The 26,802-nt window shown below is 70.3% G+C and carries 28 protein-coding genes and 1 pseudogene; 13 read left to right on the top strand and 16 right to left on the bottom strand.

Features of this window, described 5'->3' with window-relative positions; all coding sequences use genetic code 11:
• The first annotated feature begins 67 nt into the window (after positions 1 to 67).
• The gene (locus ACZ47G_RS37370) at positions 68 to 634 is read left to right on the top strand and encodes a hypothetical protein (RefSeq protein WP_465750606.1); all 567 of its coding nucleotides are present in this window, start codon (positions 68 to 70) and stop codon (positions 632 to 634) included.
• Between the two features lie 294 nt (positions 635 to 928).
• Positions 929 to 1,486 (top strand): hypothetical protein, encoded by a 558-nt coding sequence (locus ACZ47G_RS37365; RefSeq protein ID WP_465750604.1) that lies wholly within the window; start codon positions 929 to 931, stop codon positions 1,484 to 1,486.
• On the opposite strand, the gene ACZ47G_RS37360 is transcribed toward ACZ47G_RS37365, so the two are convergent.
• Both ACZ47G_RS37360 and ACZ47G_RS37355 read right to left on the bottom strand, forming a co-directional pair.
• On the bottom strand, positions 1,452 to 2,234 hold the full coding sequence (locus ACZ47G_RS37360; protein WP_465750602.1) for an IS5 family transposase: 783 nt from the start codon (positions 2,232 to 2,234) through the stop codon (positions 1,452 to 1,454). The two genes, ACZ47G_RS37365 and ACZ47G_RS37360, sit on opposite strands and share 35 nt — an antisense overlap.
• Before the next feature lie 269 nt (positions 2,235 to 2,503).
• Complete coding sequence (locus ACZ47G_RS37355) at positions 2,504 to 3,121, bottom strand: HEAT repeat domain-containing protein (RefSeq protein WP_465750600.1); 618 nt, start codon at positions 3,119 to 3,121, stop codon at positions 2,504 to 2,506.
• A 321-nt stretch (positions 3,122 to 3,442) separates the two neighbouring features.
• Between ACZ47G_RS37355 and ACZ47G_RS37350 the strand changes: the two genes are divergently transcribed.
• The 5 genes from ACZ47G_RS37350 (at position 3,443) to ACZ47G_RS37330 (ending at position 7,184) form a co-directional block, all read left to right on the top strand.
• Positions 3,443 to 3,988, top strand: a complete 546-nt coding sequence (locus ACZ47G_RS37350) for an SMI1/KNR4 family protein (RefSeq protein WP_465750598.1) — start codon at positions 3,443 to 3,445, stop codon at positions 3,986 to 3,988.
• Between the two features lie 248 nt (positions 3,989 to 4,236).
• A complete protein-coding gene (locus ACZ47G_RS37345; protein ID WP_465750596.1) occupies positions 4,237 to 4,863 on the top strand; it encodes a DEAD/DEAH box helicase family protein in 627 nt (208 codons plus the stop codon).
• A 452-nt stretch (positions 4,864 to 5,315) separates the two neighbouring features.
• A complete protein-coding gene (locus ACZ47G_RS37340; RefSeq protein ID WP_465750594.1) occupies positions 5,316 to 5,588 on the top strand; it encodes a hypothetical protein in 273 nt (90 codons plus the stop codon).
• Positions 5,589 to 5,767: 179 nt separating this feature from the next.
• Entirely contained in the window at positions 5,768 to 6,136 is a 369-nt protein-coding gene (locus ACZ47G_RS37335; protein WP_465750592.1) for a sigma factor-like helix-turn-helix DNA-binding protein, read from the top strand.
• Between the two features lie 226 nt (positions 6,137 to 6,362).
• Complete coding sequence (locus tag ACZ47G_RS37330) at positions 6,363 to 7,184, top strand: SAM-dependent methyltransferase (RefSeq protein WP_465750590.1); 822 nt, start codon at positions 6,363 to 6,365, stop codon at positions 7,182 to 7,184.
• 12 nt (positions 7,185 to 7,196) lie between these two features.
• On the opposite strand, the gene ACZ47G_RS37325 is transcribed toward ACZ47G_RS37330, so the two are convergent.
• Positions 7,197 to 8,051, bottom strand: coding sequence for a helix-turn-helix domain-containing protein (locus ACZ47G_RS37325; protein WP_465750588.1), 855 nt, complete (start codon positions 8,049 to 8,051; stop codon positions 7,197 to 7,199).
• A 189-nt stretch (positions 8,052 to 8,240) separates the two neighbouring features.
• Positions 8,241 to 8,477 (bottom strand): DUF397 domain-containing protein, encoded by a 237-nt coding sequence (locus tag ACZ47G_RS37320; protein ID WP_465750586.1) that lies wholly within the window; start codon positions 8,475 to 8,477, stop codon positions 8,241 to 8,243.
• Between the two features lie 770 nt (positions 8,478 to 9,247).
• Between ACZ47G_RS37320 and ACZ47G_RS37315 the strand changes: the two genes are divergently transcribed.
• From ACZ47G_RS37315 to ACZ47G_RS37290, 6 genes and pseudogenes are all read left to right on the top strand, one after another.
• Positions 9,248 to 9,799 carry a hypothetical protein gene (locus ACZ47G_RS37315; RefSeq protein WP_465750584.1) on the top strand — a complete coding sequence of 184 codons (552 nt, stop codon included), beginning with the start codon at positions 9,248 to 9,250 and terminating at the stop codon, positions 9,797 to 9,799.
• The gene (locus tag ACZ47G_RS37310; RefSeq protein WP_465750582.1) at positions 9,796 to 10,419 is read left to right on the top strand and encodes a terminase large subunit domain-containing protein; all 624 of its coding nucleotides are present in this window, start codon (positions 9,796 to 9,798) and stop codon (positions 10,417 to 10,419) included. The genes ACZ47G_RS37315 and ACZ47G_RS37310 overlap by 4 nt, the downstream gene beginning before the upstream one ends.
• A 121-nt stretch (positions 10,420 to 10,540) precedes the next feature.
• On the top strand, positions 10,541 to 11,890 hold the full coding sequence (gene istA / locus ACZ47G_RS37305; RefSeq protein WP_465750580.1) for an IS21 family transposase: 1,350 nt from the start codon (positions 10,541 to 10,543) through the stop codon (positions 11,888 to 11,890).
• Positions 11,887 to 12,656 (top strand): annotated as a pseudogene (gene istB, locus ACZ47G_RS37300) (IS21-like element helper ATPase IstB). The gene istA and the pseudogene istB overlap by 4 nt, the downstream one beginning before the upstream one ends.
• A 212-nt stretch (positions 12,657 to 12,868) precedes the next feature.
• A complete protein-coding gene (locus ACZ47G_RS37295; protein ID WP_465750578.1) occupies positions 12,869 to 13,225 on the top strand; it encodes a hypothetical protein in 357 nt (118 codons plus the stop codon).
• Positions 13,226 to 13,718: 493 nt separating this feature from the next.
• The gene (locus tag ACZ47G_RS37290) at positions 13,719 to 14,510 is read left to right on the top strand and encodes a hypothetical protein (RefSeq protein ID WP_465750576.1); all 792 of its coding nucleotides are present in this window, start codon (positions 13,719 to 13,721) and stop codon (positions 14,508 to 14,510) included.
• A 526-nt stretch (positions 14,511 to 15,036) separates the two neighbouring features.
• On the opposite strand, the gene ACZ47G_RS37285 is transcribed toward ACZ47G_RS37290, so the two are convergent.
• The 12 genes from ACZ47G_RS37285 to ACZ47G_RS37230 all read right to left on the bottom strand — a co-directional run bounded on the left by ACZ47G_RS37285 (position 15,037) and on the right by ACZ47G_RS37230 (position 26,639).
• Positions 15,037 to 18,537: a LysM peptidoglycan-binding domain-containing protein gene (locus tag ACZ47G_RS37285; protein ID WP_465750574.1), complete on the bottom strand. Its 3,501-nt coding sequence runs from the start codon at positions 18,535 to 18,537 to the stop codon at positions 15,037 to 15,039.
• Between the two features lie 5 nt (positions 18,538 to 18,542).
• A complete protein-coding gene (locus ACZ47G_RS37280; RefSeq protein WP_465750572.1) occupies positions 18,543 to 18,983 on the bottom strand; it encodes a TadE/TadG family type IV pilus assembly protein in 441 nt (146 codons plus the stop codon).
• On the bottom strand, positions 18,980 to 19,441 hold the full coding sequence (locus tag ACZ47G_RS37275) for a TadE/TadG family type IV pilus assembly protein (RefSeq protein ID WP_465750570.1): 462 nt from the start codon (positions 19,439 to 19,441) through the stop codon (positions 18,980 to 18,982). The genes ACZ47G_RS37280 and ACZ47G_RS37275 overlap by 4 nt, the downstream gene beginning before the upstream one ends.
• Entirely contained in the window at positions 19,438 to 19,857 is a 420-nt protein-coding gene (locus ACZ47G_RS37270) for a TadE family protein (RefSeq protein WP_465750568.1), read from the bottom strand. The genes ACZ47G_RS37275 and ACZ47G_RS37270 overlap by 4 nt, the downstream gene beginning before the upstream one ends.
• A 45-nt stretch (positions 19,858 to 19,902) precedes the next feature.
• The gene (locus tag ACZ47G_RS37265) at positions 19,903 to 20,127 is read right to left on the bottom strand and encodes a hypothetical protein (RefSeq protein WP_465750566.1); all 225 of its coding nucleotides are present in this window, start codon (positions 20,125 to 20,127) and stop codon (positions 19,903 to 19,905) included.
• Between the two features lie 37 nt (positions 20,128 to 20,164).
• Positions 20,165 to 21,064 carry a type II secretion system F family protein gene (locus tag ACZ47G_RS37260; protein ID WP_465750564.1) on the bottom strand — a complete coding sequence of 300 codons (900 nt, stop codon included), beginning with the start codon at positions 21,062 to 21,064 and terminating at the stop codon, positions 20,165 to 20,167.
• Entirely contained in the window at positions 21,061 to 21,957 is an 897-nt protein-coding gene (locus ACZ47G_RS37255) for a type II secretion system F family protein (RefSeq protein ID WP_465750562.1), read from the bottom strand. Before ACZ47G_RS37255 ends, ACZ47G_RS37260 begins: the two co-directional genes overlap by 4 nt.
• A complete protein-coding gene (locus ACZ47G_RS37250) occupies positions 21,954 to 23,516 on the bottom strand; it encodes a CpaF family protein (protein WP_465750560.1) in 1,563 nt (520 codons plus the stop codon). The genes ACZ47G_RS37255 and ACZ47G_RS37250 overlap by 4 nt, the downstream gene beginning before the upstream one ends.
• Positions 23,509 to 24,324 (bottom strand): hypothetical protein, encoded by an 816-nt coding sequence (locus ACZ47G_RS37245; RefSeq protein WP_465750558.1) that lies wholly within the window; start codon positions 24,322 to 24,324, stop codon positions 23,509 to 23,511. Before ACZ47G_RS37245 ends, ACZ47G_RS37250 begins: the two co-directional genes overlap by 8 nt.
• A complete protein-coding gene (locus ACZ47G_RS37240) occupies positions 24,324 to 24,884 on the bottom strand; it encodes an SAF domain-containing protein (RefSeq protein ID WP_465750556.1) in 561 nt (186 codons plus the stop codon). Before ACZ47G_RS37240 ends, ACZ47G_RS37245 begins: the two co-directional genes overlap by 1 nt.
• 178 nt (positions 24,885 to 25,062) lie before the next feature.
• Complete coding sequence (locus ACZ47G_RS37235; protein ID WP_465750554.1) at positions 25,063 to 25,761, bottom strand: ATP/GTP-binding protein; 699 nt, start codon at positions 25,759 to 25,761, stop codon at positions 25,063 to 25,065.
• 233 nt (positions 25,762 to 25,994) lie between these two features.
• Positions 25,995 to 26,639, bottom strand: a complete 645-nt coding sequence (locus ACZ47G_RS37230; protein WP_465750552.1) for a hypothetical protein — start codon at positions 26,637 to 26,639, stop codon at positions 25,995 to 25,997.
• Positions 26,640 to 26,802: the final 163 nt, after the last annotated feature.

The following is a 26,802-nucleotide window of genomic DNA, read 5'->3' as shown; positions in this document are numbered from 1 at the left end:
GGCCAGGTTCCTGGCCGAAGTTGTCGATTCATGCCCGCGCCCTCTCGGCTATGGGTAGCGTGCGGCCATGACGCTGGATGTTGTGGTCCCCTTGGCCGTCACCGTGCTTGTGGCCACCGCGGGTTACACCTATATGACGAATCTGCGCCTGGCACGTCGGAAGGATCGTCTGGAACGGGTCAACCGCCAGCTCAGCGAGCTCTACGGTCCGCTCTACGCGCAGGCAGAGGCCATGGACCGTTCCTGGAAGAAGTTCGCCGACCGGCACTGGCCGATGTGGACCGCCTCGGTCCCCGCCACCACGGAGCAGGCCGCCACCTGGCGTTTGTGGATGTCCACGGTCTTCATGCCACTCAACCGGCGCATGGTCGAGTTGGTCGTCTCCCATGCCGACTTGCTGCGCGAGGAGACCATCCCCGAACCCCTCAAGGAGTTGTGCGCGCACGTCGCTTGCTACGAGCCCGTCCTTGCGCGCTGGCAGGAAGACGGGTTCGACTCGGTCCAGTTCGATGACAATGTCTCGATCGCCGGCGATTTCCCGCGCGCCGAGCTGGACTCGTACGTACGGGCTTCCTTTGAGTCCCTGAAACTGGAGCAGGCGCGACTGCTCGCGCAGACGCAGCGCCTACGTTGATCAAGCCGTCCGATCGGCCGCCGCCATCTGATCGCATCATCCGAGGCGGTTGCCGTGTGTGACGGCCGTGACGGTGGGTGATTCGCAGAAATGACCAGTTGTGCGAGTTCTGCGAGACCCCCGGATCGTGTCCGTTTTGCCCGGGTCTCCGTTCGCAGAACATCTCTCAGCTTGTTGTTTAGAAGCCGTTGTCGTACCGAACTTGAGCGGCAGGTTTTCGCAGGTCAGGCATGATGTAGAGGCTGGCGAGGCAGGCTGGGGCCGTCGGGTGATCTCGTCGGTGGAGGTGCCGGGATGGCGTCAGTCGTTGGCCTGTTGCAGGAGCGCGAGCTGGCCGCGCGAGAGCGTGTGGAGGGGCTGCGGGAGGAAGCGAACAGGGTGCTGGCCGAACTCGCCGAGGCAGAAGCGGACTGGCAGGAATGGCTGATCGCCCGGCAGCGCGTCAGTGAGGTCCTGTCCGTGCCGAGAGTCCGGGAGGACGGCCCGGTCCCGGCGGAGGAGCCCTCCGCGTCCGAGCGGGAGCCCGCGCCGCCGCCGGACGCGCCCACCGTGGTGCGTGTCCCTGGGGCAGCGCGGGCGGGCTCGATCGTGCCGGTGTGGCGGCCCGCGTTGTCGACGGCCGTGCTCGCGGTGGACTACCAGCGCATCCTTGTCTTGCTCGCGGAACATCGGTCGGGCGGACACGGGGTGATGACGTGCCAGGAGATCGCCGCCGGACTCGGTCTGGCTGTGGTTCCGGCCTGCGTGGAGGGTGTGGGGTCGAAGATGAAGCGGCTGATCGACCGCGGCTGGGCGGCTGAGCCGGTCCCGGGCCGATTCATGCTCGCCGACGGGCCAGCCGCCGGCTCATGAGCCGGGTCATCGACCACAGCACCATCTGCTCGTGGACAGCGGGCAGGGTCTCGTAGTCACGCACGAGGCGGCGTGAACGCAGCAGCCAACTCAGCGTGCGCTCCACCATCCAGCGCCTGGGCAGCACCACGAACCCCGAGACGTCGTCCGAGCGCTTCACGATCTGGACGGTCAGGTGCAGCTTCTCGACCGCCCATGCGACCAGGCGGCCGACGTAGCCGCCGTCCGCCCAGACCAGCGCGATGCGATGGAAGCGGGCCCGCAACTGCTGGAGCAGCGGCACGGCCGCGTCCCGGTCCTGCACGCTCGCGGCGGTGACCATCACGGCCAGCAGCAGGCCGAGGCAGTCGACCACGATGTGTCGCTTGCGGCCGTTGATCTCCTTGCCCGCGTCGTAGCCCCTGCTTGAAGAGGGCACCGTCGCGTCCGCCTTGACCGACTGGGAGTCGAGGATGGCGGCGGTCGGCTCCGGGTCCCGGCCGGCGTTCTCGCGGACCTGGCCGCGCAGCCGGTCGTGAAGCTCGACGAGCAGGCCTCCCACTCGCCAGCGCTTGTTGAAGGCGTACACGCGGTCCCAGGCGGGGAAGTCCGCCGGAATCGCCCGCCAAGTGATCCCGCCCGTGACCAGGTAGCGAACGGCGTCCACCATCTGCCGGTGGCAGTAGCCCTCCGGCTGCCCACCACGGCCCTCCAGCCATGCCGGCACCGGCATCGCGTCCCGCACGACCACCCACTCCGCGTCGCTCATGTCGGAGGGGTAGCAGGGCTCGCGGTCCGGACGGTCGCCCGCATTCCCGAACCGGTGAGCGAGGCAATCACACGACCGGGGAACCGAGTTGGACTCCACCGGCATGACAGCGCAAGACTGCGACGCAAGGGCCTCCTGGGCTTCGGGCATTCGACAATCCCGAGCTGACCAGGAGGCCCTGCCATCATGCGCGCACCCGCCGAAGATCACCCGACCGAGCCGCAACAATCGAACCGACGCTCACCATGATCGGAACGACAACGGCTTCTCTACAAGGGGGAATAGGTCTGGTACTTGCCTTGCAAGGATGAGGTGGCTGCGTCGGCCACGTCGGTCCGGGGGCCAGCTGCGCACTCCTGGAGGAACTTTCTGGCCCGCGGGCCTGGCCATCCCGCTGCGGCGGCCGCAGCCCAGAACCGGCGCCCGTCCTGGGGGTCCAGGGGGCTGAGGAAGTCGAGAACGTGGTCGATCGTGGCCGTGTCCAGGGGGAGCCGCTGCATGGCGACGGCGCGCAGAGCACCGTCGGCGAGCATCGGGGTGCCGGTGTCCAGGCACCATCGCAGGGAACTGGCTGTGTCTTTGGGAGCGCTCAGCCGGACGATGGCGTCGCCGAGCGCGACGTAAACCATGGTGGCCTTGAAGGGGTGCTGGGCGAGGTCCCGGAGCAGACCGAGGGCGGGCCGGTGGCCGCACATCCCGAGTGCCATGACGATCTGGTACTGGGTCTCCCATGTGCGGGCGTCGCGAACCTCCAGCTTGAGGGCCTCCAGCAGCGACGGACCCGCAGTGGGGTCGGCCAGCCGACGCAGTCGTGTTGCAGCAGAACGCCGCTTGGGTGAGAGCCTGTGGCCAAGCTGCGTCACGGCTTCATCCAACGTCAGGACCATCTCGACCCCTGCCTCAGCGGTTCCATCTCGGTGACAACGTAGGTCTTTGCGCTGACACGGCAGTTCGTCTCCGCGCTGCCGGACGCCCCACCACTGATCTCCACGGGCGGCAGGCTTCTGCCACTCTCGTCATGGCCTCGGCATGTACGGTCACCGACCCGCCCTCGACCTGCTCCGAGAACCCACCCAGCACCCCTTCGAGGCCGCCGTGGTTTACGTCGCGCTCGGCGACGCCGTCATCCGGCTACAGCGAAACCGGGCAGGACGCCGGGCAATACGGTGACTGATCGAACCGTGCGACCCCACGAAGGAGACACCACCATGGTCCACCCAGCCATCACCCGCCTCTCAGCCCTGCTCGGGGAGCCCAGCACCCTGGGCGACACCGTCGACTGGGACGAGCTGGCACGGACCACAGGCCTGCGTCTGCCTGCTGACTACCGCGACTTCGTCACGCTCTACGGCGGCGGTGAGCTGGACGAGTACGTCGGCGTCAGCACGCCGCCGGTGGCCGGCTCCCCGTACGGCGACCTCGTCGACGGACTGGACTTCGACCCGAGGGAGGAGCCGGAGGTCCCTACTGGCACTGCCGCAGAGGACCTGGAGGAAAGGAGGCTTCTCCCCTTCGCGAGGAGCTCCAGCGGCGATGTGGTCTTCTGGCTCTGCGACACCCGGGACCCGGACAGCTGGGACGTCGTCGTCTTCAAGCGCCAGCCCCTCTATGGGGAGGGACGTTGGATCCGCTTCGAGGCGGGCTTCGGCGACTTCCTGTTCGGCACCCTCGGTGGCACGCTGCCGAACCCGTTCAGCGACAGAGGCTTCGCTGAGCCCCCGCATGCCTACCGCAACTGGCGGCAGCCGCTGTGACCCGTACGGTGTTCGCATACGGCTGTCGGCCGCCTGATTCAGCCGTCGAGTTTCTGCCTGCGCACGCTGCTGATTCCCTGGCCACAACGGAGGCGGGGTGTCATGGATCCATGGGTGCCGTCATCCGCCCCGCCAGTGGGGTGTGACCGGAGGTAGCGGCCGGCCCCCAGGCCGGCATCCGGGCGCAGGTGTCGACGCAGGCTCCGCGGATCGCTGACCTGGTCGCCGCCGCGCGGCCGGGTGAGCCGGTGACCGTGTACGCGACCTACGCGTCGCTGGAGCGGGTCGTCCAGGCCCACCGCGACTTCGGCCTCCCGGGGTGGGACCTGGTGGTGGTCGACGAGGCGCACCGTACGGCCGGTTCGGAGGGCAAGGCGTGGGCGGCCGTCCACGACGACGCCCAGGTCCCGGCGAAGCGTCGGCTGTACTTCACCGCCACGCCGAGGATCGCGGACGACCGGCGGGCGAAGGACGGCCTGGCCGACTTCGGCGGCCTCGCCGACGCGGCGGGCGCGGAGCAGTTGCCCGCGCTGTGTTCCATGGACGACGAGACGATCTACGGCCCCACCGTGTTCACCTGGACCCTGGGCCAGGGCATCGAGCACGGCTACCTCGCCGACTACCGGGTGCTCGTGCCGGTGGTGACCGACGAGGAACGCGGGCCTACTCGGAGACCTTCAAGGGATCATCGGGAAGGTACGCCCTCAGCGTTCCTCCCGACACCGATCCACAGGTTCCGAGCATTGCTCCGAGTTATCCACAGGCAACCGGGATCGCGTCCACAGCTTGTGGGCGATCGGGCAGAGTCCAGCCACCGGCCGCCGACGGCGGCCCCATGGAAGGCTGGTCAATGTGAGCAACGCGGGACACGGTAGGGCGGGGCGCCGGACCGGCCGCATCCGGGTGCGTCCGCCGGTGAGCAGGCGAGTCGGCAGAGCGGAGGGCAGGTCACGCCGACTGGGTGTGGCGTGCGTTGCCGCGCGCCTTCTCGGTGAACTGATCGGAGGGCTCCTCGGCTGCTGAGCAGACGTAGCCGTTGTTCTCTTCGGGAACACAATCGGAACATGTAGATCCGTATGCACTTAAAGGTGTGGGGTGTGATCGAGAAACGTCGGCCTTGGACTGTTTGTGGCGCACGGCTGGTGGTTTTGGGATCCAGTCACTGGCCCGGATAATCGGAAATTGCGCGGTTGGGGCTCAACTGCTCTGAGGCCCGGATGCGCCGGTAGGTTGATGGGCATGCCGGTCAACCGGCATGGCCCCGGGCGCGGTTGCCCCACCGCGCCCGGGCTCCAAGCGAAACCGATCAAGAATGACGAGATCAGGCATGCTCGAACGATTCCGCGGAGGGCGGCAGCGTATTCTGCCGTACTCCGATTCCTCTCAAGCTACCAGCAATTTCCCTCCCGGCTGCGGCCTGCGCTCGATCGGGGTAATCGACGTCGTCGCGCGTTTAAGCGGCGTGCTCGCAGTTCCGCTCCTCGCCTGGGTTGTTCTGGGTGACGGCCCGGTCGCTGCCTCCCGGGTCGCCCTGCTCCTGTGCCTGCTGCGGTGCACCGGCGAGGTGGTGGTCCGGGTCCGGCGGGTGAGGGTGGTCTGATTTCCGAGGGGCGGTCCTTCTCTGGCGAGGAGGGCCGCCTCGCTTTCGCGGACGGGGGCAGTGAGGAGCGGCAAGGCGGAGGCATGCGGACGTATCCATGGACCAGATCGTCGGGGTGCCTGCTGGCGCCCGGAGGCCGGCCGCGAAGCTCCCGGGCGCGCAGCGGCTTTGAGGGCTTCGTGCAGCTGTACGGGAGGAGATACAGCAGGTACGCGCGGGCTCGCCTGGAGGACGCCGAACTTGGCGCGGAAGCGGTGGCGTGGACTCTTGGCTATGTCGAGGCCGACTGGGAGTCACTACTTGCCAGCCCCGAGCCGACGGCCGAGTGCTGGTCTCTGCTGCGCGAGGCGGTTGGGCGCCGCAGCATGCCGGGCCGGCGTACCGGCGACTGGCTGCACACCGTGCTGCCCGCACCCGCCGCCGATGTGGTCCTTCTGCGCTACCGGCTGGGGTTCGAACTGCCGGACACCGCCCACCTTATGGGGGTCAGCGAGGGCGTCGTCGAGGTCGAGCTGCGCGCGGCACTTCGCATGCTTGCCCGGACATGAGACGCAGTCCCGATGCGCGAGATCGGAATTAACGGAGCATCGGAACGCGCTCGCGAGAATGGGGTGGCGCGCGACCTGCGCGGATCCGCCCCCTGCTCGCCATGGCGCGCTACCGGATGCTTCGATCACCCGGTTGGCCGCATGGCGTAGCCGTGTGCACCTGCCTACGATTGGGCCCCAACTCCCCAGGGCACCCCCTGGGTTGTCCGACCACGGAAGGGGCGCCGTGGGTACTGAGGATAGGCATGCACATGCCATCAACACCTCGATCCCGAGTGCAGCACGCATGTACGACTGGCTACTGGGCGGAGAGCTGAACTTCGAGGCGGACCGAAAGGCCTGCCAGGACCTCCTGAAGATCGCTCCCAGTAGCCGCGAACTGGCCTTGAACAACAGGTGGTTTCTGGAACGCGTCGTCCGATTCCTTGCCGACGAATGCGGAATCACTCAGTTCATCGACCACGGGTCCGGCCTGCCGACCAGGCCCAACGTGCACCAGACCGCGCAGGACATCCACCCGCAGGACGCCCGGGTCGCCTACATAGACATCGACCCGATCGTCATCGCACACGGGCGCACCTCGCTGGATGTCAACAGTGGCACGCGCTTCATCGAGGCCAGCATGACCGACACCGAACGGATCATCGAACAGGCCTCCCGTGGCGGCTTCATCGACTTCAGTCAGCCTGTCGCCGCCCTCTACGTCTCGGTGATCCACTGCTTGAAGGACAGCGAGAAGCCCGAGGAGATGATCCGGCGCATGCGGGACCAGCTGGCCCCCGGCAGCTACATGGTCATCTGCCAGCTTGTGAGCGACGACAAGATGCTCCGGGACGAAGTCACCAAGCTGATGAAGCAGAGCACCGACGACCACTGGGGTCGAGTCCGGGAGAAGCGTGACGTGCGGCGGTACTTCGACGGTCTGACCGTCCTCGAACCGTACCTGGTGGACGTGACCCACTGGCGGCCAGATAACGAACTCCGTCAGCGTCGACCCCAACTGACGCATGAGTGGACGGAGTTCGGAGGGGTGGCCCGAATCAGATGAGGGCGGGGCCCGTCAGCGGACAAACCGCTGCCGGGCCCTCTTCATCATCTCCAGGCTCTCGTCGCGGCCCGCGGTTTCCCCCAGTAGCAGCGTCATAGTGGTGCTGTAGCGTTCGAACGATGGCGTGCCCTTCTCCTCCGGCTCGGCGCCCTTGATGAAGTACTTGCTGCTGTCGCCGACCTCCAGATAGATCATGGAGGGGAGTCCCGTCGCTTCTTTTCCGAACTCGAGCCGCGTCATGGAAGTCAGGTCAGTCACGATCTGCTTGCCGTCCAGCGGGAGGACTCGGATCTGGAGCCGGGGGTCCTCGGCGGCGGAGATGAGACGGTCCAGTTGCCCGACCATCGTCTGGCGACTGCCGATCCGGCGGAGCAGCATGCTCTCGTCGAAGAGGAAGATGCACTCGGGGAGGTTGAAGAAGAGCTTCTCTTGCCGGTAGAGGCGCAGCTTGACCCTCCGTTCGATCTCGTCGGCGTCGAGCGGGGGGTGGCTGCTGGACATGACGGCCCTCATGTAGGCCTCAGTCTGCAGGAGTCCGGAGATGAACATCGGCTCGAACGTCCACAGCCTGTCGGCCGCGGGCTCCAGCCCGACCAGCTGTTCCATGAAGGGCCGCACGACGAGGCCTGCCCTCTGCCAGGCCGGCGGCTGGTGGGCTTGCTTGGCGAGTAGCACGAGCCACGCCCTCTCGGCGGGAAGCAGTTCGTAGAAGTCGGCGAGGATCTCCGCGTCCTGTGGCTGCGGCAGGGCGGTTCGGCGTTCGAGTTTGCAGAGCTTCGAAGCTGACATCTTGGTGCCGGCGGCGACGTGGTTCTGCTGCAGACCTCGGCTCAGCCGTAGCGAGCGGAATGTGGCACTGGCCAGCACGGCCGCTACGGTGGAGTTCTGCCCCGGGTCGGCCTCCGGACGGTCAGCCGGAACATACCGCTTGAATGCATCAGAAGCGTCAAAAACGGACACGCGGGCCCCAGTGTTAAGAGAGACCGGAAAGTAAACGTGCCCATCGTCTCATAAACCGGGGCCCACGTGCTTGTCGATGGCTTTTTCTCCTGAATACTAGGCGGTAATCAGGTGATCAAACTCCCCGCCCTTCGCGCCTGCCAGTAGCGCCCTCCACTCGCCGCGCGTGAACAGCAGGGCGGGCCCCCGCGCATCGCGTGAGTTCCGAACAGCGACCTCCCCGTCCTCGGTGAGCGCCAGCTCTACGCACTGGCCGTTCGCATTGCTTGCGCTGCTCTTGATCCAGACCGCGTCGATCGAACCGGCCGGCATGCCGTTCCAGTAGTCCGCCATTGCGACCATCCCCTCTCATGTTCGATTAGCCAGGTTCCGAGAAAATACGACCGGAGCCCAGCGGTGCAGGTGAGTACGTCAGGAAATTTCCCACAGGAAATTTCCTGGGCGAGAGAATGAAGCGTAGCCACTGGAATTCGAACGCCGGACCCGCCAAACGGGTGAGCAAAAAACTGTGGTGATATCACCGCTGAGGCGATGGAAAGGCAGGGGAGCGGCAGGAGCTCGTCACGGCGGCTCTGGTGGTCTGGCCCGTGCGCAAGGGAGGTGAAGCCGTGAGGAAAGCGAGTCCGCGCTGGCAGAGGTTGGCCGGTGCGTCGACGCCTCGGCAGAACCGCCGGGACGACCGACCATCACGGTCGTGAACGACCTGGATGTGGAGGGCCGGTACCCAGCTCGCTGCACTGCGGTCCAGTAGGTGCCTGCCGGTGATGGCCCTCAAGATGTGCGTCTCGCGGTACCGGCAGGCACCGGGTCCAGGATATCGAGCGCGCCGCGCGGGCTCGAAGGCGGGGAGCCGATCTCCGCGGCCTCCACGGTGCCGGTCTTCATGCTGGCGCCGCGGGGACCGCGCGCGGACGGCAGTGGCACGGGGTGGTGAACAGGGAGCGTGGCTTTGGAGGGCCCGCCGCCGGGGCCTCGCCGCAAGTTAGTGGCTTGGCTGCTCGCGGCCTCGCCGTGGCTAACAGTCGGCACACGACCGACCGCGGCCGCCCTGTGGTGGGATCATGGGTGGTGGCGCGGGGGCGCACCACGGAGGACCTGCGCCCATGCCCCGCCCCACCCGGGCCCAGCGCGCCGCGATCGCCCAGCGGCGGGCTGACGCCGTCGAGCTGCGCCTTGCCGGCGCCGACCCCCTGACCGTCGGCCGGAAGCTCGCCGCGGACCCGGCGCTGAACTCGGACCGAATCGCCTACCCGTTCGGGTACGGCTACGAGCTGTACTCCAAGGGTCGCCCCGGCCCGGACGACGAGACCCTGGTGCGCTCGGTGAACCGGGATGTGACCCAGGCGCTCGATCATCGGCTCGCCGCCTCGCAGGCTGATGTCGAGGCGCTGCATGCGCTGGAGGACGCCCGCCTCGACCGGCTGTTCCTGGTTGCCTACCGGCGGGCGGTGCGCGACGGCGAGCTTCCGGCGATCGACCGCGCGCTGCGGATCATGGAGCGCCGGGACCGGCTCTTCGGTGTGAGTCGACCGGTGCGCACAGAGCTCACCGGGCACGACGGTGGTCCGATCGAGGTCGCGGCGGACACCACCGGCGATGAGCTGGCCGCGCTGATCGCCCTGACGGCCCCGGCCGTCGCCCGGGGCGAGGAGTGACCGGGGCCGACGGCCTGGTCGAGCAGTACCGCAGCCTCCCCGCCGAGCGCCGCCGGGCCATCGCCAAGCAGGCGTCTCCGGCGCTGCGCACCCGGCTCGCGGCGGTGGAGCGAGATCTTGCGCTGCGGCACTCGCCGGGTTCGCTCGCCGCGGTCCTCACCGAGGGCCGGGAGATGCAGGCCGCGCACCTGGACCTGATCGACGACGCGTTCCGGCGCATCGCCGCAGGAGAAACGATTCGCCTGCTGCTGACGATGCCGCCGCGGCACGGTAAGAGCAGGCGGGCCGCGCGGTGGGCGCCGCTGTGGTACCTGCTCCAGCGGCCGGACCACCGGGTAATGATCGCGTCCTACTCGGCGAATCTGGCCGACGATCACGGCAGGTGGATCAGGGACGCGATCACCACGTGGGGCGACCAGCTCGGCATCACGCTGCACCCCGGTTCCAAGGCGGCGAACAGGTTCGACATCGCCGGCCGGGAAGATGGGCTGATCGCGGCCGGCGTCGGTGGAGGCCTCACCGGCAAAGGGGCGCATCTGGCGATCGTCGACGACTGTCGGCGTACGCATGGATGTGCTCAGCCACGTACGAGTGAACGTGCCCAGTTCTTGAGGTGTTGAGGGCTGGTGCCCGGCACTCTGCTGCTGTCCGGTTCGTGGACGGAGGGCAGCTGAAGTGGTCTTGGATCCGCATCGTTGGCTGGAACTTCGACGCTTCCGTGGGCTGCATGAGTCCGGTGTGATGAGTCTGTCGGAGATCGCGAAGGAGGCCGGGCTCAACCGCCGTACGGTTCGCAAGTACCTGGCTGCGCAGGCTCCCCTCTCACCGCCTCGCCGGGCGCCGGGCGGGCAGGCCCGCAAGCGGGTGGTGGACGAGGTCGCGCCGCTGATCGATGCGATGCTGCACTCCGAGATCCTGATCAAGGGTGCGGTGATCCACGAGCGGTTGGTCGCCGAGTACGGGTTCACTGGCAACTACCAGCGGGTGAAGCTCTACCTTCAGGAAGCGCGGCCTCGTATCGCTGAGGAGCTGGGGATTGCCCCTGGTGAACTGGCCGGGCTGCACCGCAGGTTCGAGGTCGTTCCCGGTGCCCAGGCCCAGGTTGACTGGGGCGATGAGGGCGGGATCCTCGCCCACCTTGGAATTCCGAAGGTCTACTCCTTCCACATGGTCCTGTCCTACTCCCGCGATCCGTTCTGCTGCTTCACCACCAGCCAGGACCTGGCGACGTTCTTCGACTGCCACCGTCAGGCGTTCGCACACTTCGGCGGGGTGCCGATGACGATCGTCTACGACCGCACCAAGACCGTGGTCCGCCGGCATGTCGCCCCGGGCGAGGCGGTTCCACTGCACCCCGAGGCGGTGGCGTTCGCCGGACACTACGACTTCGACATCGACGTGCTGGCCGCCTATCGCCCCACCGGCAAGGGCAGGGTCGAGCGGCAGGTTTCCATCGTCCGCGACCACGTCCTGGCCGGCCGGGCTTTCGCTTCGGTCGAGGAGCTCGACGCCGCGTTCACGGCCTGGGTGCCACTGCGGCGGGCCCGCGTCCACGGCACCCACGGCGAGGTCATCGGCCACCGGGCCGTCCGCGACCACATGGCCCTGCGACCGCTGCCGAGAACGCCCTACGTCGTCACTCAGCGACACCTGCGGCACGTCGGCAAGGACTGTTTGGTGGCCTTCGACGCCAACCTCTACTCGGTTCCGGCCCGCAAGGTCCGCCCCCGCCAGCTGGTCGAGATCCGGGCCACGAAGTCCCAGATCATCGTGCATTCCACGGTTCCCGACGCGAACGGCAGCACGTTACTGGCCGTCCACTCACGGGCGGTGGGCCGGGGCGCCCGCATCATTGACGAGCGCCACTGGGAGGGCCTGCCGAAGGGCGACACCCGCAGTGTCACCACCGGGGATGTCCTGCCCCGGCCCCGGCACGGACGGTCCCCGAACGAGGAGGCCGGCCCTCTCCACGCTCTGCTGAGCCGGGCCGCCACCCACGTTGTGGTCGGCCGCAGGCCCCTGTCGGTCTATGACGAGCTGACCGGCACCCGCCCGTTCACCACCAACCCCACGACGAGGGAGTCGAGTTGAGTCAACTGGTCAGCGCCCGCATCCGCACCATGGCGGCCAAACTCGGCCTGCCCCACCTCGCCGAGAGCCTCAATCAGTACGCCCAGCGGGCCGACGAGGCCAAGATGGGCTGCCTCGACTTCCTCGACCTGGTCCTGGCCGAGGAACTCGCCGTCCGCGACGACCGCCGCTTCCGCCAGAACCTGCGGCTGTCGAAGCTGCCGCACCACAAGACCCTGGAGGACTACGACTTCTCCTTCCAGCCCGAGCTCGACCCGCGCAAGGACAAGGACCTTGCCACCCTCTCCTTCGTCGAGGCGAAGGCCAACGCCGCCCTGCTGGGACCGCCTGGGGTCGGAAAGACCCACCTCGCCGTCGCCCTGGCGGTCGCGGCCTGCCGGGCGGGCTTCTCGATCTACTTCACCAGCCTCGACGACATGGTCAGACACCTCAAGGCCGCCGAGGCCGCGGGACGGCTGACCAGCAAACTCCGCACCTACCTGCGACCGGCCGTCCTCGTGGTCGATGAGGTCGGCTACCAGCCTCTCGAACGCGCTGAGGCGAACCTGGTCTTCCAGGTGATCTCCAAGCGCTACGAGAAGGGCTCGATCATCCTGACCTCGAACAAGACCTTCAGCGAGTGGGGACAGGTGTTCGGCGACGAGGTCCTCGCCACCGCCATCCTCGACCGGCTCCTCCACCACTGCGACGTGATCTCCATCAACGGCCCAGCTACCGGTTGAAGAACCGCCTCGCCGCCATCGAGCGCGACAGCGAGGCAGCCTGACCGCCCGAGAGCCTCCTCCCGGAGTGACGACCTCAGCTGTCCGAGCCGGCTTCTACGATCAACCGGTGACCGATGACGAGATCATTGAGGCTTGCCGGAAGATTGCCCGGAAACGGCAGGTGCCCCCGCCCGCCCCGCCAGGGGCCGTTGCCAAGGCGGAACACGTCATCGGGTTCGCCTTCCCCACGCTCCTGCGGCGGCTCTAAACAGAGGTGTCCAACGGCGGCTTCGGCCCCGCCGACGGGGTCCTGCCAGTCGACGTGGGGCAGTGGCACGAGCACATCGCAGAAGCCTATGAGCACGGACCGGACCCCACCGGCGGAGTGCCTGCCGGAGTGGTGCCGCTCTACGACTGGGGCTGCACGATGTGGTCGATGATCGATTTCCGCGATCCGGATGGCGCGATGTGGTCCAACGCAGACGGCGATTGCTGGCCCCAGGGTGTCACCTTGGCCCAGTGGCTGCTTGCCGCGATTGACGGCGAGTTGCGCTTGGCCTGGCCAAACGGAGTGCCCCCGGAAAACGAATGGCACCGGCCGGAGACAGCGGCCCAACAACAGGAGAGCTGACCGGAACCCGCATCGAGCTGTCATCCGTCATGCCCTGGGGATCCTCACGACTGGCGGCACCTGGCGGCCATCTCACTGAGCACGTTCATCTGTACTTGGCTGGGCACTTCAACGAGTACGCGGACAACGACCCGATCAAGGACGACGCGGACGCCCAATCGCCCACGATGCGAAGGCGATTGTGGGAGTGGTGGACGTCGGTCCTGCTGACCCGTGTCGAGCCGGGCGGGTCGGTGATCGTCATCCAGACCCGCTGGCATGAAGACGATCTCGCCGGACGCATCCTCGCGGGGGAGACCGCATCCGACTGGACGATCATCGACCTGCCCGCCATCGCGGACAGCGAAGACGACGTGCTCGGCCGCAAGATCGGCCAGCCCCTGTGGCCAGCCCGGTACGGGCGCAAGGCGCTGGCCGGTATCCGGCGCGCCGTCGGCGAGCGGGTGTGGTGGAGCCTGTTCATGCAGAAGCCCCGCCCTGTCGAGGGCGGGGTGTGGCGGCGTGCCTGGATCGACACAACCCGGATCACCGCCGTCGAGTTCTCCGGCATCGACCTGGCCCGGGTGGTCGTCGCCGTCGACCCGTCCGGCGGCGACACCCCCTGCTGTGGCCGCCCATCTACAGCGTCATCGACCACGCCACCGCCAGCGGCATCAACGTCGCGCTCGACACCACCGGCTACACCCTCACCGCCGACAAGCTCGCCCGGCTCCGCTCCCTGGCCTCACTGCGCCTGCCCCTGGACGCCGTCACCGCCGACGTCCAGCGCGCTTTCCGCCGCAGCCCCGACAGCCAGCTCCTCCAGGCGCTACGGGACTCCCTCGACCTGTGCGACCGCGAAGCCTTCCGCAAGGTCCGGGTCCACACCGTGGCCAACGCCCGCAACCTCCACCAACTCCCCGACATCGCCGACGAAGTCCTCGCCCACACCTCGGTCGTCCAGTGGGTGGTCTTCCAATGGTGGGGGCGACGGGCCTCGCCGGCCATGATCCGGACACTCGCCGTCGAGACCGAAGCGGTCCGTGCGGCCGTAGACGACGTCCGACAGCGCCACCCCGGCCGGGACATCATCCTTGCCGAGACCACCGACCGGGAACTGCTCAACTGGATGATCCAGTCCAGCGGACAGGTCACCACCTTCGGCTCCGGCCCGGAAGAGGAGTTCATCCTTGGCAACCTGCTGACCGGCGAGATCGAGAACATCCTCACCCACCCGATCCTCGACTTCGACGCCATGGCTCGAGGAGTTCCCGTAGCCCCGGGAACCACCACGACAAGGCCGTGAGTCCCGATCTGCTCGCCGATCACGCTTACCGGCCTGCGGAGCCGGAGACGTACGGTGACGCGGGGGACGGTGGGCCGCCGCACGACGGAGAGCCTCTTGCGGATCTGCATAGGCAACGCCGAGCTCAATCCCACTGGTAGCGAGCCCCAAGTTGCCCTCAGTGAAGGCCAGTTCGCAAGCGTGGTGTGCCAGAGGTCTGCGAAGCCCCGAGGCGACCAGGCTGGATGAGCACAACCCATCGGCGGCCCGGGAAACAGCCACAATAGGCATACGGCCACCTCAGCGCGGTCGGAAGGAGCGAAGGGCTGTCGTTCTCACTTCCTACGCTCGACTCATGACCACCCCCACCATCGAACCCAGCACCGGCACGCCTGCGCCCACCCGGATCATCGGGACCGTCGAACGCCTACTGCTGTCCGACGAGACCGTAAGGATCAGCGAACCCGGCCCCCAAGTTCTCGACCCGGCCACCGGCCAGTACGTGCCCGGCCCCGCCGTCGTGAAGTACGAAGGCGGGTCCTCGTGGTCAGCGGGGCGTGAGGGGGCGGGGGAGCAGGTCGTGCAGGAGGGCGGCGGTCTCGCCTTCCATGTCGAGGTCGCCGAGTCGGCTGTTGATCCGGGCCAGGGTGGCGGCCGCGGCGCGGAGGGCGTCGGTGTCGCCGGCGGCGTGGTGGGCGCGGAAGAGGCAGCGGTGGAGGGTCTCGTTCTCCTCGCCGGCGAGGAGGCCCTGCTTGGCGGCCCACAGGGCGCCGGGGGCGTCGTGGGCGTCGAGGCGGCGGGTGGACAGCTCGTGGGCGGCGTGGGTGATGGTGGAGACCATGGTCTGGATGGCGGGTTCGGCCCAGGAGTAGCGGGTGGGGTCGATGCCGGTGAAGGGGCGGCCGCGGACGAGGGCGAGGGCGCGGCGCAGGGCGAGGTCGCCGTCCTCGCCGGGGTCGGCGAGGCCGTCGCGGTAGTGGCGGAGGAAGCGCTCCCAGTCGCAGTCGACACCGATGAGGCGGTAGCGGTTGTCGTCGGTGTCCTGCACGCGCGGGAGGTGGAGGGCGCCGTCGGGGGCGGAGCCGAGCCAGGAGCGGGCACGGGAGATGGCGGCGTTGCGGACCTGCTTGCTGACGATCTGTCCGGGCCACAGGGCGGCGTCGATCGCGTGGTGGTCGACGCCGGGGTTCAGCGCGAGGTAGGCGATGAGCTCGGTGGCGCTGCGGCGGCGGTTGGAGTCGACCTGTCCGGCGGCGCCCTCGATGGCGATGGGGCCCAGGAGCAGGACGGACGGGCCGGCGGGTGCCTGCTCGGGCATGGGGGCGGGCAGGGGGCGCCGGGCGGCGGGCGCCGGGACCGCGCTGTCCTGGTCGTCCTGGTCGCCCAGGACGTCGGCCAGGGTCGGTCCGGCGGGAGAGGCGGCGGGGGCGTGCGCTGGGGGAGGGGCTGGGGCGGGTGCGTGCGGGCGGGGCACCGGGGCCCGGAACGGCTCGACGGGCCCGGACTGCGCCTCGGCCTCGGTGTCGGTGAGTTCCTCCTCCAGCTCGGCGTACTCGGCGGGCAGGCCGTCGTCGGCGGCTCCGGGCTCCTCGGGCCGGGTGGGTGACGGCTGTTCGCCGGTGCCGGGCGTGGCGGTCCAGGCGGGGGCCTCGGCGTCGGCGGGGCCGGCTGCGAGGACGAGGACCTCGACGGCGTCGGCGAAGTGCTCGTCGGCCAGGCCCTGGAGGATGACGGGGAGCCCGGAGCCGGGCAGGGCCACCGCGGTGTCGTCGGTCGGGCACCGGAGCGTCCAGCCGGAGTCCGGCGTGGGCTGGGTGCCGACGGTGACGACCGCGGCGGCGGCGTGGGGCTGCTGGGCGAGGGCGGCGAGCAGTGCCGCGCTGTTTCCGTCCTCTGGCAGGCCTGTGGCCAGGAGGATCCTCGGTGCCCAGGAATCGGAGGCGTCGCTCAGCCGGGCCGCCTGGAGGGAGGCGACACCGACGGCGGCCAGGGCGCGGCGCTGGCCGCCGATGTGGTCGATCAGGCTCTCGACGGCCCGCTTGGGGTCGGTGAAGCGGTGGACGCGGTCCGGGACGGCGTTCTCCAGGCCGGGGACGGCCCCGTCGAGGACCTCGACGTCCAGGTGCGCGGGCAGCGGTGTGGTGGCGAGCTCGATGGCGACGGCCTGCAGGACGTGGCGGGCGCGGTCCTGGTCGCCGGCCAGGTGGAGGACGCCGATGTGCTCCAGGTCGACGAGGACGAGCCGGTCCCTGGCGTCGCGGCCGATGGACACCAGCGCGGGGTAGGGGGCGTCGGCTGCGGTGAGGCGTTCGTCGTCGGCGAGGCCGGGGCTGGTGGCCGGGCATGCCCACACGCGCTCGGCCGCGGCGGCGAACGGCTCCACCGGCATCCCGGCGGCGTTGTCGTCGGCCAGGTGGAGTTCGACGCGGGACTCCGTGAGGACGACCGCGTCGAGGGAGGGTAGGTCTCGGCCCTGGTCCGTGAGGTTCAGCGCGAGGGTGCGCAGGGCCCGGTCGAGCAGGTCGAAGCCGCCCGGGCGCTGGGCGGCGCGAAGGGACTGCTCGGTGGCGGCGGCGCGCCCGGTGGGCAGGGGGATGTGGCGGCCGGGGCGAAGGCGGCGCTGCTGCAGGCGGCGGCGCAGCGCGAGGGCGCCGATGAACGAGGCGGCCAGCGCCCCGGCCCCGGCGAGGGCGGCGGCGGGGGCGAGGTGGTGCAGGTTCTGGGGGGCGCCCGGGGTGGTCGTGGCCTGTTCCGGTGTGGTGGTGGTCGGGGCGGCCGAGGGGACGTCGGGGTTGGCGCGGGTAGCGGCAGGAGGTGTGGTCGGTGCCGGGGGGCCGTCGTGGTGGTCGGCGGAGGGTGCGGGTGTCGTCGTGTTGATGGTCGGTGCCGGGTGGGCGTCGGCGGGGAGTCGGAGGATGGTCCCGTGCGGGAGGGGCTGGGCGGGTGGGGTGTTGGCGAGTGCGGGGTTGAGGGCGGTGATGTCCAGCCAGCGCTGCCCGTCGCCGAGGTGGCGGACCGCCACGTCCCACAGGCTCTCCGAGGTGTCCACGGTGTGGGTCGGCAAACTGGGTGTGAGGGCGTCGGTGGGGGAGGCGCTGGTGGCCGTGGTGCCGGTGGGGGCGTGGCCGGCGGTTGCGGGCTGTCGGCCGGGGGCGTTGGCGGGGCCGGGGATGACGATGACGTCGCCGGGCTGGAGGTCGTCGGCGTCGGTCAGATGGACGCCGCGGGGCTGCTGGGTCGTACGGCTCGCCTCGAACAGCTGCGGGTAGGCGTCCGCGTCACCGAGCTCCCGCTCGGCGATCCCGGAGAGCGTCTCGCCCGCGTGGACCGTGACGGTGTGCCCGCCTCCCTGGTCCTCCGTGTGGTCCTTCTGCGCCGGTGCCGAAGGCGCGGCGTGCGGCGCCTTCGCGTCAGCCGGCAGGCGCAGGACCATGTCGGGCTGGAGGAGGTCGGCCTTGTTGACCTGTGGGTTGAGGTCGGCGATCTCGTGCCAGCGGGCGCCGTCGCCGAGGTAGTGCTGGGCGAGGTCCCACAGGGTGTCCCCGTCCACGACGTGGTGGACGGGGCCGGTCCGGGTGTCGGGGGCCGTCACCGGCGAGGCGGCGGCGGGGCTCGCAGTGACCACGGCCGGTGCGGTCGCGGGAGCCGGTGCGGCTGCGGCAGTCTGCGGGGCGGCGAACGCGGCACCGGCGGGCAGGAGCATCGCCACTCCGGCCACCAGGGCGGCTGCCAGGCGCTGAGTGGCTCCGAGCGCCCGAACCCGCGGTGCCCGCCGGTGGCGCACCAGTGCGGAGACCTCCACCAGGGTGGAGGCGGCGAAGCTCAGCCAGCCGGCCCAGCCCAGCAGGGTGAGCGCACCGAGGAAGAGACTGCCGTTGTCCGGGTTCGACAAGGCGGTGGTGACGTCGTCCCAGCCCGGCACCTGGTGGGGCAGCGCGCCGACGTGCCACAGCACGACCGGCAGGGCGACGAGCAAGGCGACCAGGGCGGCGAGGGAGACCACGCCGCGAAGGGCGGCGACGAGGCGGGAAGCGGGTCGGCGGGGCATAGAAGTCAACCTCCCTGGACGATCAGCGCGGCACTGCCGTGCCCGGTGACGGTCATGTCACCGGGCCAGAAGTAGGGGTGGTACGTCTCGGTGACGGAGACGTTGATCGAGCCGTCCGCCCCCCAGCTCACTGTGCCGTCGGCGCCGGCGCTGCGGAGGTAGGCGACGGCGGCGCGCTGCGCCGCGTTGCGGTCGATGCCGATGCCGGCACCGGAGATGGCCTTGCCTGCGTCGACGGCCTGCGCTCCGGTTCGGGCGGCCTCCTGCGCGGCCGATTCGGCGTGGTTGAGGGCGCGGAGCTTGCCCGCACCGTCGATCACCAGGGCGATGAGCAGCATGACGGCGACGGTCACGACCGCGACGAACAGGGTGATGCTGCCGCGGTCGCCGACGGGGCGGCGAAGGAGGATCTGCCGGAGCTTCGAGGGACGGGTGCGGGGCGTCATGCTCCGAGCCTCCCGCGGTAGGCGTCGATCGCCGATGTGAAGCTGCCGTTGGCGGTGGTGCTGCCCGGCAGGCCGGGGAAGGCGACATCGGACAGGGGGACGGTGCAGCGGACGGTCACCGTGACGGCCGCGGGCGTGCCGAGAGGGGCCGCGAACCCGGCGGTGGGAACGGCGACCGTGAGGCCTGTACAGGTGAGGCCCTGGTCCTGGAACGTCTGCTGGGCGACGCGAACGGCCGCGCTGCGGGCGGACACGGCGTCACGTTCCAGGGAGGCGGCCCGTGCCGCGTTGCGCGCGGCGTCGTCCACGACGTTGTGGGCGAGGTGGACGCGGCCGGCGGCCACGATGATGAGCAGCATCCCGAAGAGCACGGGCGCGAGGATGGCCAGCTCCAGGCTGGCGCTGCCCCGGTCGCCGCGCCGTCGGGCGGCCGCGGGCAGCCGGTGGGGGAACGTCATGGGGCGGTCACCCGCTCGCGGGCGGCGGAGGCGTGCTGGCGCACCGGCAGGCTGAGTCCGGGAATCCAGGTGCTGACGGTCCCGCTCACCTCGATGCGCACGGTCGGGCCGTCGTCGCCGGTCACGGACCGGTCGTTGATGGAGGAGCCGGCCCGGGCGAGGAAGTCCTGGGCGGCGGCTGTGCCCTGGCCGACGGTTCCGCCCTGGATGCGGGCGCGTTCGACACCGCGCTGCGCGGCGGACAGGGCGACGCTGCGGGCGTGGTACCAGAGGCCGGCCTGGATGACTGTGAAGATCGTCAGCATGACGATCGGGAAGACGATGGCGATTTCGAGGCTGACCGCGCCGCGGTCCCCGCCGGGCCCGCGACGTCGCGCCCTTCGGCGGGCCCGGGGGGCCGGGCGTGGTGTGGACATGGACTACTCCTGCGGGAAGCCGGTGTCGGCCGGCGGGTCGGCGGACTACTTGATCGCGTCCTTCTTCTCGTTCAGCTTGATAGCCATGTACGCCACGAAGCCGATGGCCCCCAGGACGAGACCGGCGACGATGATGGCGAGCTCGATGGACATGCCGCCGTAGTCGCTGCCCCGGGCGGCGCGCGCGGAGCGGACGGCCCGCAGGCGGTGGAACTGGTGGCGCATCTTGATGAGGAAGGCCTGGGCGAGCGGGTCGGGAAGCTCGGGCATGGCGGAGAACCTTTCGAGGGCGGGATGAGGGCCGCGGTCAGGCGGCGATGATCTGTGTGATGGCGGGATAGGCGATGTAGAGACCCATGATCAGGACGAGGGCCGTCGCCGGAACGATCATCTTTTCGGAGACGATGTTCGCGCGGGCCTGCTCCTCGGCGAGCAGGGTGCCGCGCAGGCTCGCGGCCTGGGCGGCCAGGGTGGTGTAAACGGACGCGCCTTCCTCGCCGGCGATGGCCATGATGTCCGCGGGCGCCCCGAGTTCGGGCACGCCGAGTTCCTCGCTGAGCTGACGCAGGCCCTCCCAAGGCGAGAAGCCGCCCAGCTCGGAACGGGTGAGAGCGTCCCGCAGCCGGATGAAGACCCAGCCGTCCCCGATCGCCGCCGCCTTGTGCAGGGCTTCGGACGGCCCGGCGTCTGCTGCGCGCTCCAGGCACACCAGTTCCAGGTAGGAGGCGATGCCGGTGCGGAACTGGCGGCGGGCCTCGCCGGCCTCCTCCTTCACATTCAGGTCGGGGACCATCCACAGCAGGGGAGCGAGCGCGAGGGACGCAAGGGCTGGAACCGTGAACGGCAGACTGCCGCCGGCCAGGGAGATGACGGCCGGCACCAGGGCCGGGAACAGCAGGCCGATCAGGGCGAACCCGATCTTCTGACCGAGATGGTGTGCGGGGGTGCGGCCCAGGAGTTCCAGGTCTCGGCGCGGCAGCCTGAAGGGGCCCTCACCGACCTGGCCGAGCAGACGACCGCCAAGACGCTCCAGCGGGGAGTCGGCCGCCCGCACAGGCTTCGGGTCGAGGTGTTCCAGGCGGCGCGCGTCCATGCGGCGCAGCACGTCGCCCAGGTCTGGGCGCGCCCGGACCGCCCCGGCGATGGTGACGGCCACGCCCAGACCGGTGACGGCGCCCGCGGCGATGGCGGGTGCGTCGGCGATCACTTCGCATCACCTTCTCGATCGACTGCGGGGGCGAGGATCCGGGGGGCGGGCTTGGCGAGGGACATGCGGCGCATCCAGATCAGGACCAAGACGAACGCCGCCGTCAGTCCGAGCAGGAAGATGTGCCCGATGGCCGTGCTGTAGGGCTCGACGTACTTGCCGGAGACGACGGAAAGCCCGAAGACGCCCAGACAGATCAGCGCGACCCAGCGTGCGTTGGCCCGCGGCTTCGCCCGGTCGGCTTCCACCGTTTCACGCATCCGCACCTCCCCGGCCACCTGGTCCGCCAGCTTCTCCAGCGCCCGGCCCAGGCCCGCGCCGCGGTCTTCGACATGACCGATCATCAGCGCCGCGACCGCGTCGGCGGTCGCGTCGTTCAGTTCGTCGGCGAGCGCCCGGTAGGCGTCCTGCGGCCGCCATCCGGCCCCGAGTCGGGCCGTCAGCCGCGAGATCTCGGGGACCAGTTTCGGCGGGGTACTTCGCAGACTCGCGGTGACGGCGGCTTCCAGACTGGTGCCGGCCGTGTGGATGTTGCTGAGCCGCCGGACCCATTCCTCGAGGGCCTTCAGGCGCTTGATCTGCTCGGTGGCGCCGCGTCCCGGCTGCAGGATCCATGGCATGCCGATGACCGCGGCGGCGGTCAGCAGGCCGCCGAGCATCCAGGAGGAGACCAGCCACACCGCGAGTCCCGCGATCACGGAGGCGCCGAGCACCAGCCGGCCCCGTCCGCGAAGCCCGGCGGCGCCTGCCCGCAGACGCCGTTGCAGCGCCCCCTCGGGCCGTGCCACGGGCGGGGCGGTCGTGCCGGCCAGGCCCACCACGGTCAGGACGACCCCGAGCGTGGCGACCGACCCGCCGACCCCGGCGACCAGAGCCTCGGGTGTGAGCGTCACAGCGCGGTCACCGTCCTCAGCTGGTGCTCCCAAGCGCCCCACGGTTGGTGGAGGAGCGTCGGGTCGAAGCCGGCGCGCACGAGGTCGCCGATGCACTGCGGAAGCATGTGCGGTACGGCCCTCGGTTCCCGGTGGCCGCCCGGGTCCTGGCGCGGGCCGAAGATCGTCTGGCGGGAGGGCATCCCGCGCTCGCCGACGCCCGTGATCTCGACGATCTGGGAGACGAAGCGGTGCCGGCTGCCGCCGATCGCGGTCTCGTCGACGAGGCGCACGTAGACGATGAAGTCCACGCTGAGGGCGATCTTGCGGTAGGCGGACCGGTCGGTGAGCCCGGCGTCCTCCACCAGCTCGACGAGGCGCTCGATCACCATCTCCGCGGATTTCGCGTGGATGGTCGCCATGCTCCCGCCGTCGGAGGAGTTGAAGGCGCGCAGCATCGGCAGGGCCTCGGCGCCACGGACCTCGCCGACCAGGACCCGGCGCAGCGACATGCGCAGGCTCTGCTCGAACAGTTCGCTGAGGGTGACCTCGCCGACCGGCCGGCCGTCGGGCCCGCGCTCGCCGTTGCCCTCGCGCGCTTCGAGGGCCACGACCTCGCAGGCCTCGGGGTCTTCGTGCAGCCACAGCTCGAAGGAGTCCTCCAGGGTGGCGATCCGTTCGCTGCGCGGGATTTCCAGTGCCATGGCCCGCATGAGACTGGTCTTGCCGGCGCCCTGGCTGCCAGCGATGACCACGTTCTTGCGGGCACGGACGGCGGCGGCCAGGAACGCCACCAGGGTGGAGTCGAGCGTGCCCCACGCCTTGAGGTCGGCCAGCCGCTGCGAGCGGGTGCGGTGACGGCGGATTACGACGTGCGGCCGGTCGCTGACCCAGGCGGTCGCCGCGAGTCGGGACCCGTCGGCCAGCCGCGAGTTGATGAGGGGCGTCGCCGGGGTGAGACTGCGCTCGCCCTGCCCCTGGGTGCGCACGACGCCGTTGACCAGGGCGATGAGCTCCGCCTCGGACTCGGCGACGGGCCCGACTTCGACGGAGGGCCGGTCGCGGTAGTCGACCCGGACGCCGGTGCCGCGGATCAGGATGTTCTCGATGTCCGGGTCGTCCAGCAGGGGCTGGAGGCGGCCGGCTTGGAACAGTTCCTGGAGGACCGCCTTGCGGACCGCCTGCTCGCCCTCCTGCGTGAGCGCGCCCGCCGTGGCGGCGTAGTCGGTGGCCCACACGCTCACGACGCTGGTCACCAGGGACTGGCCGAGCTGGAGCCGGTCGTCGCGGGACATGCCGGGGGACTCGGCGGTGGCGGTGGCCAGTCGCTCGGCGACCAGCGAGCGCAGGCGCGCGATCTCCGCATGCGGGACCGGCGGGGCGACGAGGCCGTCGACGACGACCGGCCCCGTGCGCACGGCGGGAACGGCCGGGGCCGGTGCGGGGGCGGGCTGAGGGGCTTGCGGGCCGGCGATCCGCCAGCCCTGGCCCTCGTGCCCGGCCAGCAGCGCGTCGCGGAAGCGCGCGGCTCGGGAGCCGGGCTCGTCGGCGGGAACGGACGGGGTGATGACGTCAGACACGCGCGGCCTCCTGGACGGGGCGTGGCGCCAGCTGGACCCTGCGCCGGGTGGCGTCGAGGGTGAGCTGCTCGTGGGCGCTGCGGGCACCGCGGATCAGCGGCGCGAGGTCGAAGCGGCCGCGCACGGTGCCCCCGGAGTCGAGCGCCGCGGCCGTCGCGGGATCGTGCGCCATGGTGGCGACCACCGGTACGCCCAGCGCGGCGGCGATCTGGCCCGCCTTCAGCGGGCCGTCCTCGATCACCACGAGCCGCAGCGATCCGGAGCCGGTGCCCCGCCGGTCGAGGTCCTCGCGCAGCACCCGGATCACGGGGGCGGCCGCCGCCACCGATGAGGTGTCGGCGCGGACGGCGAGCAGGAGCAGGTCCGCGCGGCGCAGCAACGGTGCGGGGGAGTAGGTGTCGCTGAGGCCGGTCGCCGACTCGACCACGACGCGGCCGGCGTCCACCAGGACGTCGTAGCCGTCCTCCTCCATCACCCGCAGGAGGCGGTGCAGCGGATCCCAGGTGCCGGCCAGGGACGGGCTCTGGGTCGGGTCGGTCAGCCCGGGCAGCAGCAGCCGGTGCCCGGCCTGGTCGAGGGGCACGAGGTGCTGCTCGAAGACCTCGGCGAGGGTGCCGTCGCGCTGAGCGGTGGCCAGGCGGTGCAGGCCGATCGCCGCGGTCGTGCGGCCTTGGAGGTAGCCGGTGCGGATCGTGCCGCCGGACGGATCGCACTCCGCGAGTACGGTGCGTTTGGGGCTGGCGAGTGCCAGTGCCAGCGCGGTGGTGGTGACCCCGCAGCTTTTCGCGGAGATCAGCGCGGTGAGCATCAGGACCTCGCCTTCAGCACGATGGCGATGCGCCCCGTCGCCGCCCAGGACGCGACGAGGGGACTGTCCACCGGCCCGACGGCCAGGTCGACGACACGGGCGCCGTTGGCGTCCGGCTCACCGACCCGGAGGACCACCGCACCGATTGTGGACGGCCGCGCGGCCGGCGCCGCCTTGTCGTCCTGGGGACCGGGAGTGGAGACCACCTGGACCTCGTCGCCCGGCTGCAGAGCCTGCGCGGGCAGCTGGCCGGTCTTGGCGAGGACGCCGACGGTGTCCTTGCCCGCCCGCAGCGGCTGACCGGCGCGCACGGAGTCGTCCGTGACGAGCGTGCCGGCCGGCAGGTCGGAGGCCGCCGCCTTGCCAAGGATGTCGTGGGCGCGGGAAAGAGGCACCGGGCGCAGCGCGGGGTCCGCGATGACGGAGGCCGTTTTCAGGTCGTCAGACGAGATGATCTTGCCCGCCGGGATCGGGTGGGCCACGGCGATCACCTGGACCCGGTCGGCCACCTTGATGTTGTAGTAGGCGGCGGCGAGGCCGCCGACGGCGGTCAGTGCCACGCCCAGCGCGATGACCGCGGGCCGCCGGCTCCGGCGTGGACCCGGGTCTGCCACGGGCAGCGGCCCGGACTGCCCGCCCTTCGCCCCGTCACCGGCCGGCACACGCCGCTGCCTGGTCAAAGTGGGTGCCATCACAAAACCTCAGGAGTAGGGGAGCAGGCGTCCTTGGCGGCCGCGCTCACTGGTTCAGGGCCTGGGCCTCGGCGATCGCCACCGCGGTCGCCGCCTGGCGGTCCGTGGTGATGCGGCCGCTCTGGCCGGTGCTCGCCGTCCAGTCCACGACCCACTTGCTCGTCGCGTTGATCGCGTACTGGCCGGCCTTGCTGTAGGTGTGGCCGCACTCCGGCTGCTGGGCGCCGTACTCGGGCAGGTACGCCTTGCCGGGGGTGCGGCACGTCTCACTCGCGCCGTCGCCAGTGGTCCAGACGATCCGGTCCACGTGCGCGGTCGCGGTCACCGTGACGCCGCCGGCCGACACCGAGGCCGACTTCGGGCCCCAGGTGGTGTCCTTGACGGCCGTCCACAGCCACACCGGCAGGCCCACCAGCGACGTCGATCCCGGCTTCGGGGCGACACCGATCTCCGCGCCGGTCAGCTTCATGCTGTCCACCGCCTGCTGGGCGAGCTGGGCCGGATCGACCATGCCGCCCATCCCCGGAGGAGGCGTGGCGCTGTAAATGGCGCCGCTCATCAGCTCAGCGCCCTTCGCCAGGCACGTGCGGTTGTACAGCGCTCCCTGCCCGGGCTTCCAGTCGGCCGGCAGGCCGGTGGCGAACTTCCAGCTGTCGCTGTCCGCAGGCGGCTGGGGATCGTAGGCCTTCCAATAGCAGCTGTCGTTCGGATTGAACCAGCCCAACTTGTCGACGATGCATGCCACCTCGGCACCGTCGATCACGCACCTGGCGCCGCCCGCGGTGCTTCCTCCACCGCCGTCGCCGCCCCCGCCGCCGGGCTTTCCGCCCCCACCGCTTCCACCGCCTCCGGCGTGCAGGTCACAGTCGAAGACCCCGGGCGGGCAGTCCACGCCGCCATCGGCCCAGGAGACGGAGGCGGGCACCAGGGCGGCGGCTGCGGAGAGAACCACTGTGGTGACGGCGGTTCGGGCAGATCTCAGCATGTTTGCTCCCGGTCGATCGCCGACTCACCGATCAGCCACTTGCCGTCGAGTCGCTGGGCGACGGAGGTGAAGACGTGTCGGTGGACGCCGTCCGTCTCGCTCGCCTGGCCGGTGGTCTTGTTGACCGGAAGGAAGTTCGAGGTGTCGACGCAGTCGCGAATCGTCACCCGGGGAGGTGCCGAGGCCAGATCGACGGCCTGGACCTGCGGTGCCAGCAGTGGTTTCCCCTTCACCACCAGGTTGTTCTTCTGGTAGTAAGCCACCGCGACCTTGATGTTCGCGAGAGCCTTATCGCGGGTGTAGGTCTCCAGGTTGTCGACGCCGTCGAGCGACCCTTGGTTGTACGCCTTGACCGTCACGTCCCACATGCCTCGGTAGGCCACCAGAACGGCGGCCTTGGCGTCGGCGGTCGGGTCCGCCGTGGGCGAGGGAGCCGGGGTGGTTGTCGCGGGGGCGGAGCTCGTGGTGGGCGGCGGGGCCGCGCTGTCCGAGCCGGAGCTGCAGGCGGTCAGCAGGCCGGCCGTGCACAGGGCTGCGGTGGCGGCTGAAAACGTCCGGCCGATCGAACGGTTCGTCACGAGCACGTCATCCCCCAAGTTGTCCTGGCCGCAGGTGCGCGCGAGCGGCGCGTCTTCCATGCCCGGTGTAACTGGCCGCAGCCCCCCGCGGTCACATGCCTGAACTGGTGCGACAGCTTCAGCGGAGCGAGCGGTCGCGGCCCGCACGCCATGATCAATCCCCATCGTGCGCGTGCGTCGCAGCGGCCACACTACGAGAAATTCGGCCAATTTCCCACCACTG

It is taken from the genome of Kitasatospora sp. NPDC030952 (assembly GCF_055571335.1).
The sequence above is the reverse complement of the archived record's forward strand: the minus strand, read 5'-3'. Positions and strand labels throughout refer to the sequence as shown.

Coding starts and splice junctions, on each gene's coding strand:
- ACZ47G_RS37370 (WP_465750606.1), top strand. CDS start 68: ATGACGCTGGATGTTGTGGTCCCCTTGGCCGTCACCGTGCTTGTGGCC.
- ACZ47G_RS37365 (WP_465750604.1), top strand. CDS start 929: ATGGCGTCAGTCGTTGGCCTGTTGCAGGAGCGCGAGCTGGCCGCGCGA.
- ACZ47G_RS37360 (WP_465750602.1), bottom strand. CDS start 2,234: ATGAGCGACGCGGAGTGGGTGGTCGTGCGGGACGCGATGCCGGTGCCG.
- ACZ47G_RS37355 (WP_465750600.1), bottom strand. CDS start 3,121: ATGGTCCTGACGTTGGATGAAGCCGTGACGCAGCTTGGCCACAGGCTC.
- ACZ47G_RS37350 (WP_465750598.1), top strand. CDS start 3,443: ATGGTCCACCCAGCCATCACCCGCCTCTCAGCCCTGCTCGGGGAGCCC.
- ACZ47G_RS37340 (WP_465750594.1), top strand. CDS start 5,316: ATGCTCGAACGATTCCGCGGAGGGCGGCAGCGTATTCTGCCGTACTCC.
- ACZ47G_RS37320 (WP_465750586.1), bottom strand. CDS start 8,477: ATGGCGGACTACTGGAACGGCATGCCGGCCGGTTCGATCGACGCGGTC.
- ACZ47G_RS37315 (WP_465750584.1), top strand. CDS start 9,248: ATGCCCCGCCCCACCCGGGCCCAGCGCGCCGCGATCGCCCAGCGGCGG.
- istA (WP_465750580.1), top strand. CDS start 10,541: ATGAGTCTGTCGGAGATCGCGAAGGAGGCCGGGCTCAACCGCCGTACG.
- ACZ47G_RS37285 (WP_465750574.1), bottom strand. CDS start 18,537: ATGCCCCGCCGACCCGCTTCCCGCCTCGTCGCCGCCCTTCGCGGCGTG.
- ACZ47G_RS37280 (WP_465750572.1), bottom strand. CDS start 18,983: ATGACGCCCCGCACCCGTCCCTCGAAGCTCCGGCAGATCCTCCTTCGC.
- ACZ47G_RS37275 (WP_465750570.1), bottom strand. CDS start 19,441: ATGACGTTCCCCCACCGGCTGCCCGCGGCCGCCCGACGGCGCGGCGAC.
- ACZ47G_RS37270 (WP_465750568.1), bottom strand. CDS start 19,857: ATGTCCACACCACGCCCGGCCCCCCGGGCCCGCCGAAGGGCGCGACGT.
- ACZ47G_RS37265 (WP_465750566.1), bottom strand. CDS start 20,127: ATGCCCGAGCTTCCCGACCCGCTCGCCCAGGCCTTCCTCATCAAGATG.
- ACZ47G_RS37245 (WP_465750558.1), bottom strand. CDS start 24,324: ATGCTCACCGCGCTGATCTCCGCGAAAAGCTGCGGGGTCACCACCACC.
- ACZ47G_RS37230 (WP_465750552.1), bottom strand. CDS start 26,639: ATGGAAGACGCGCCGCTCGCGCGCACCTGCGGCCAGGACAACTTGGGG.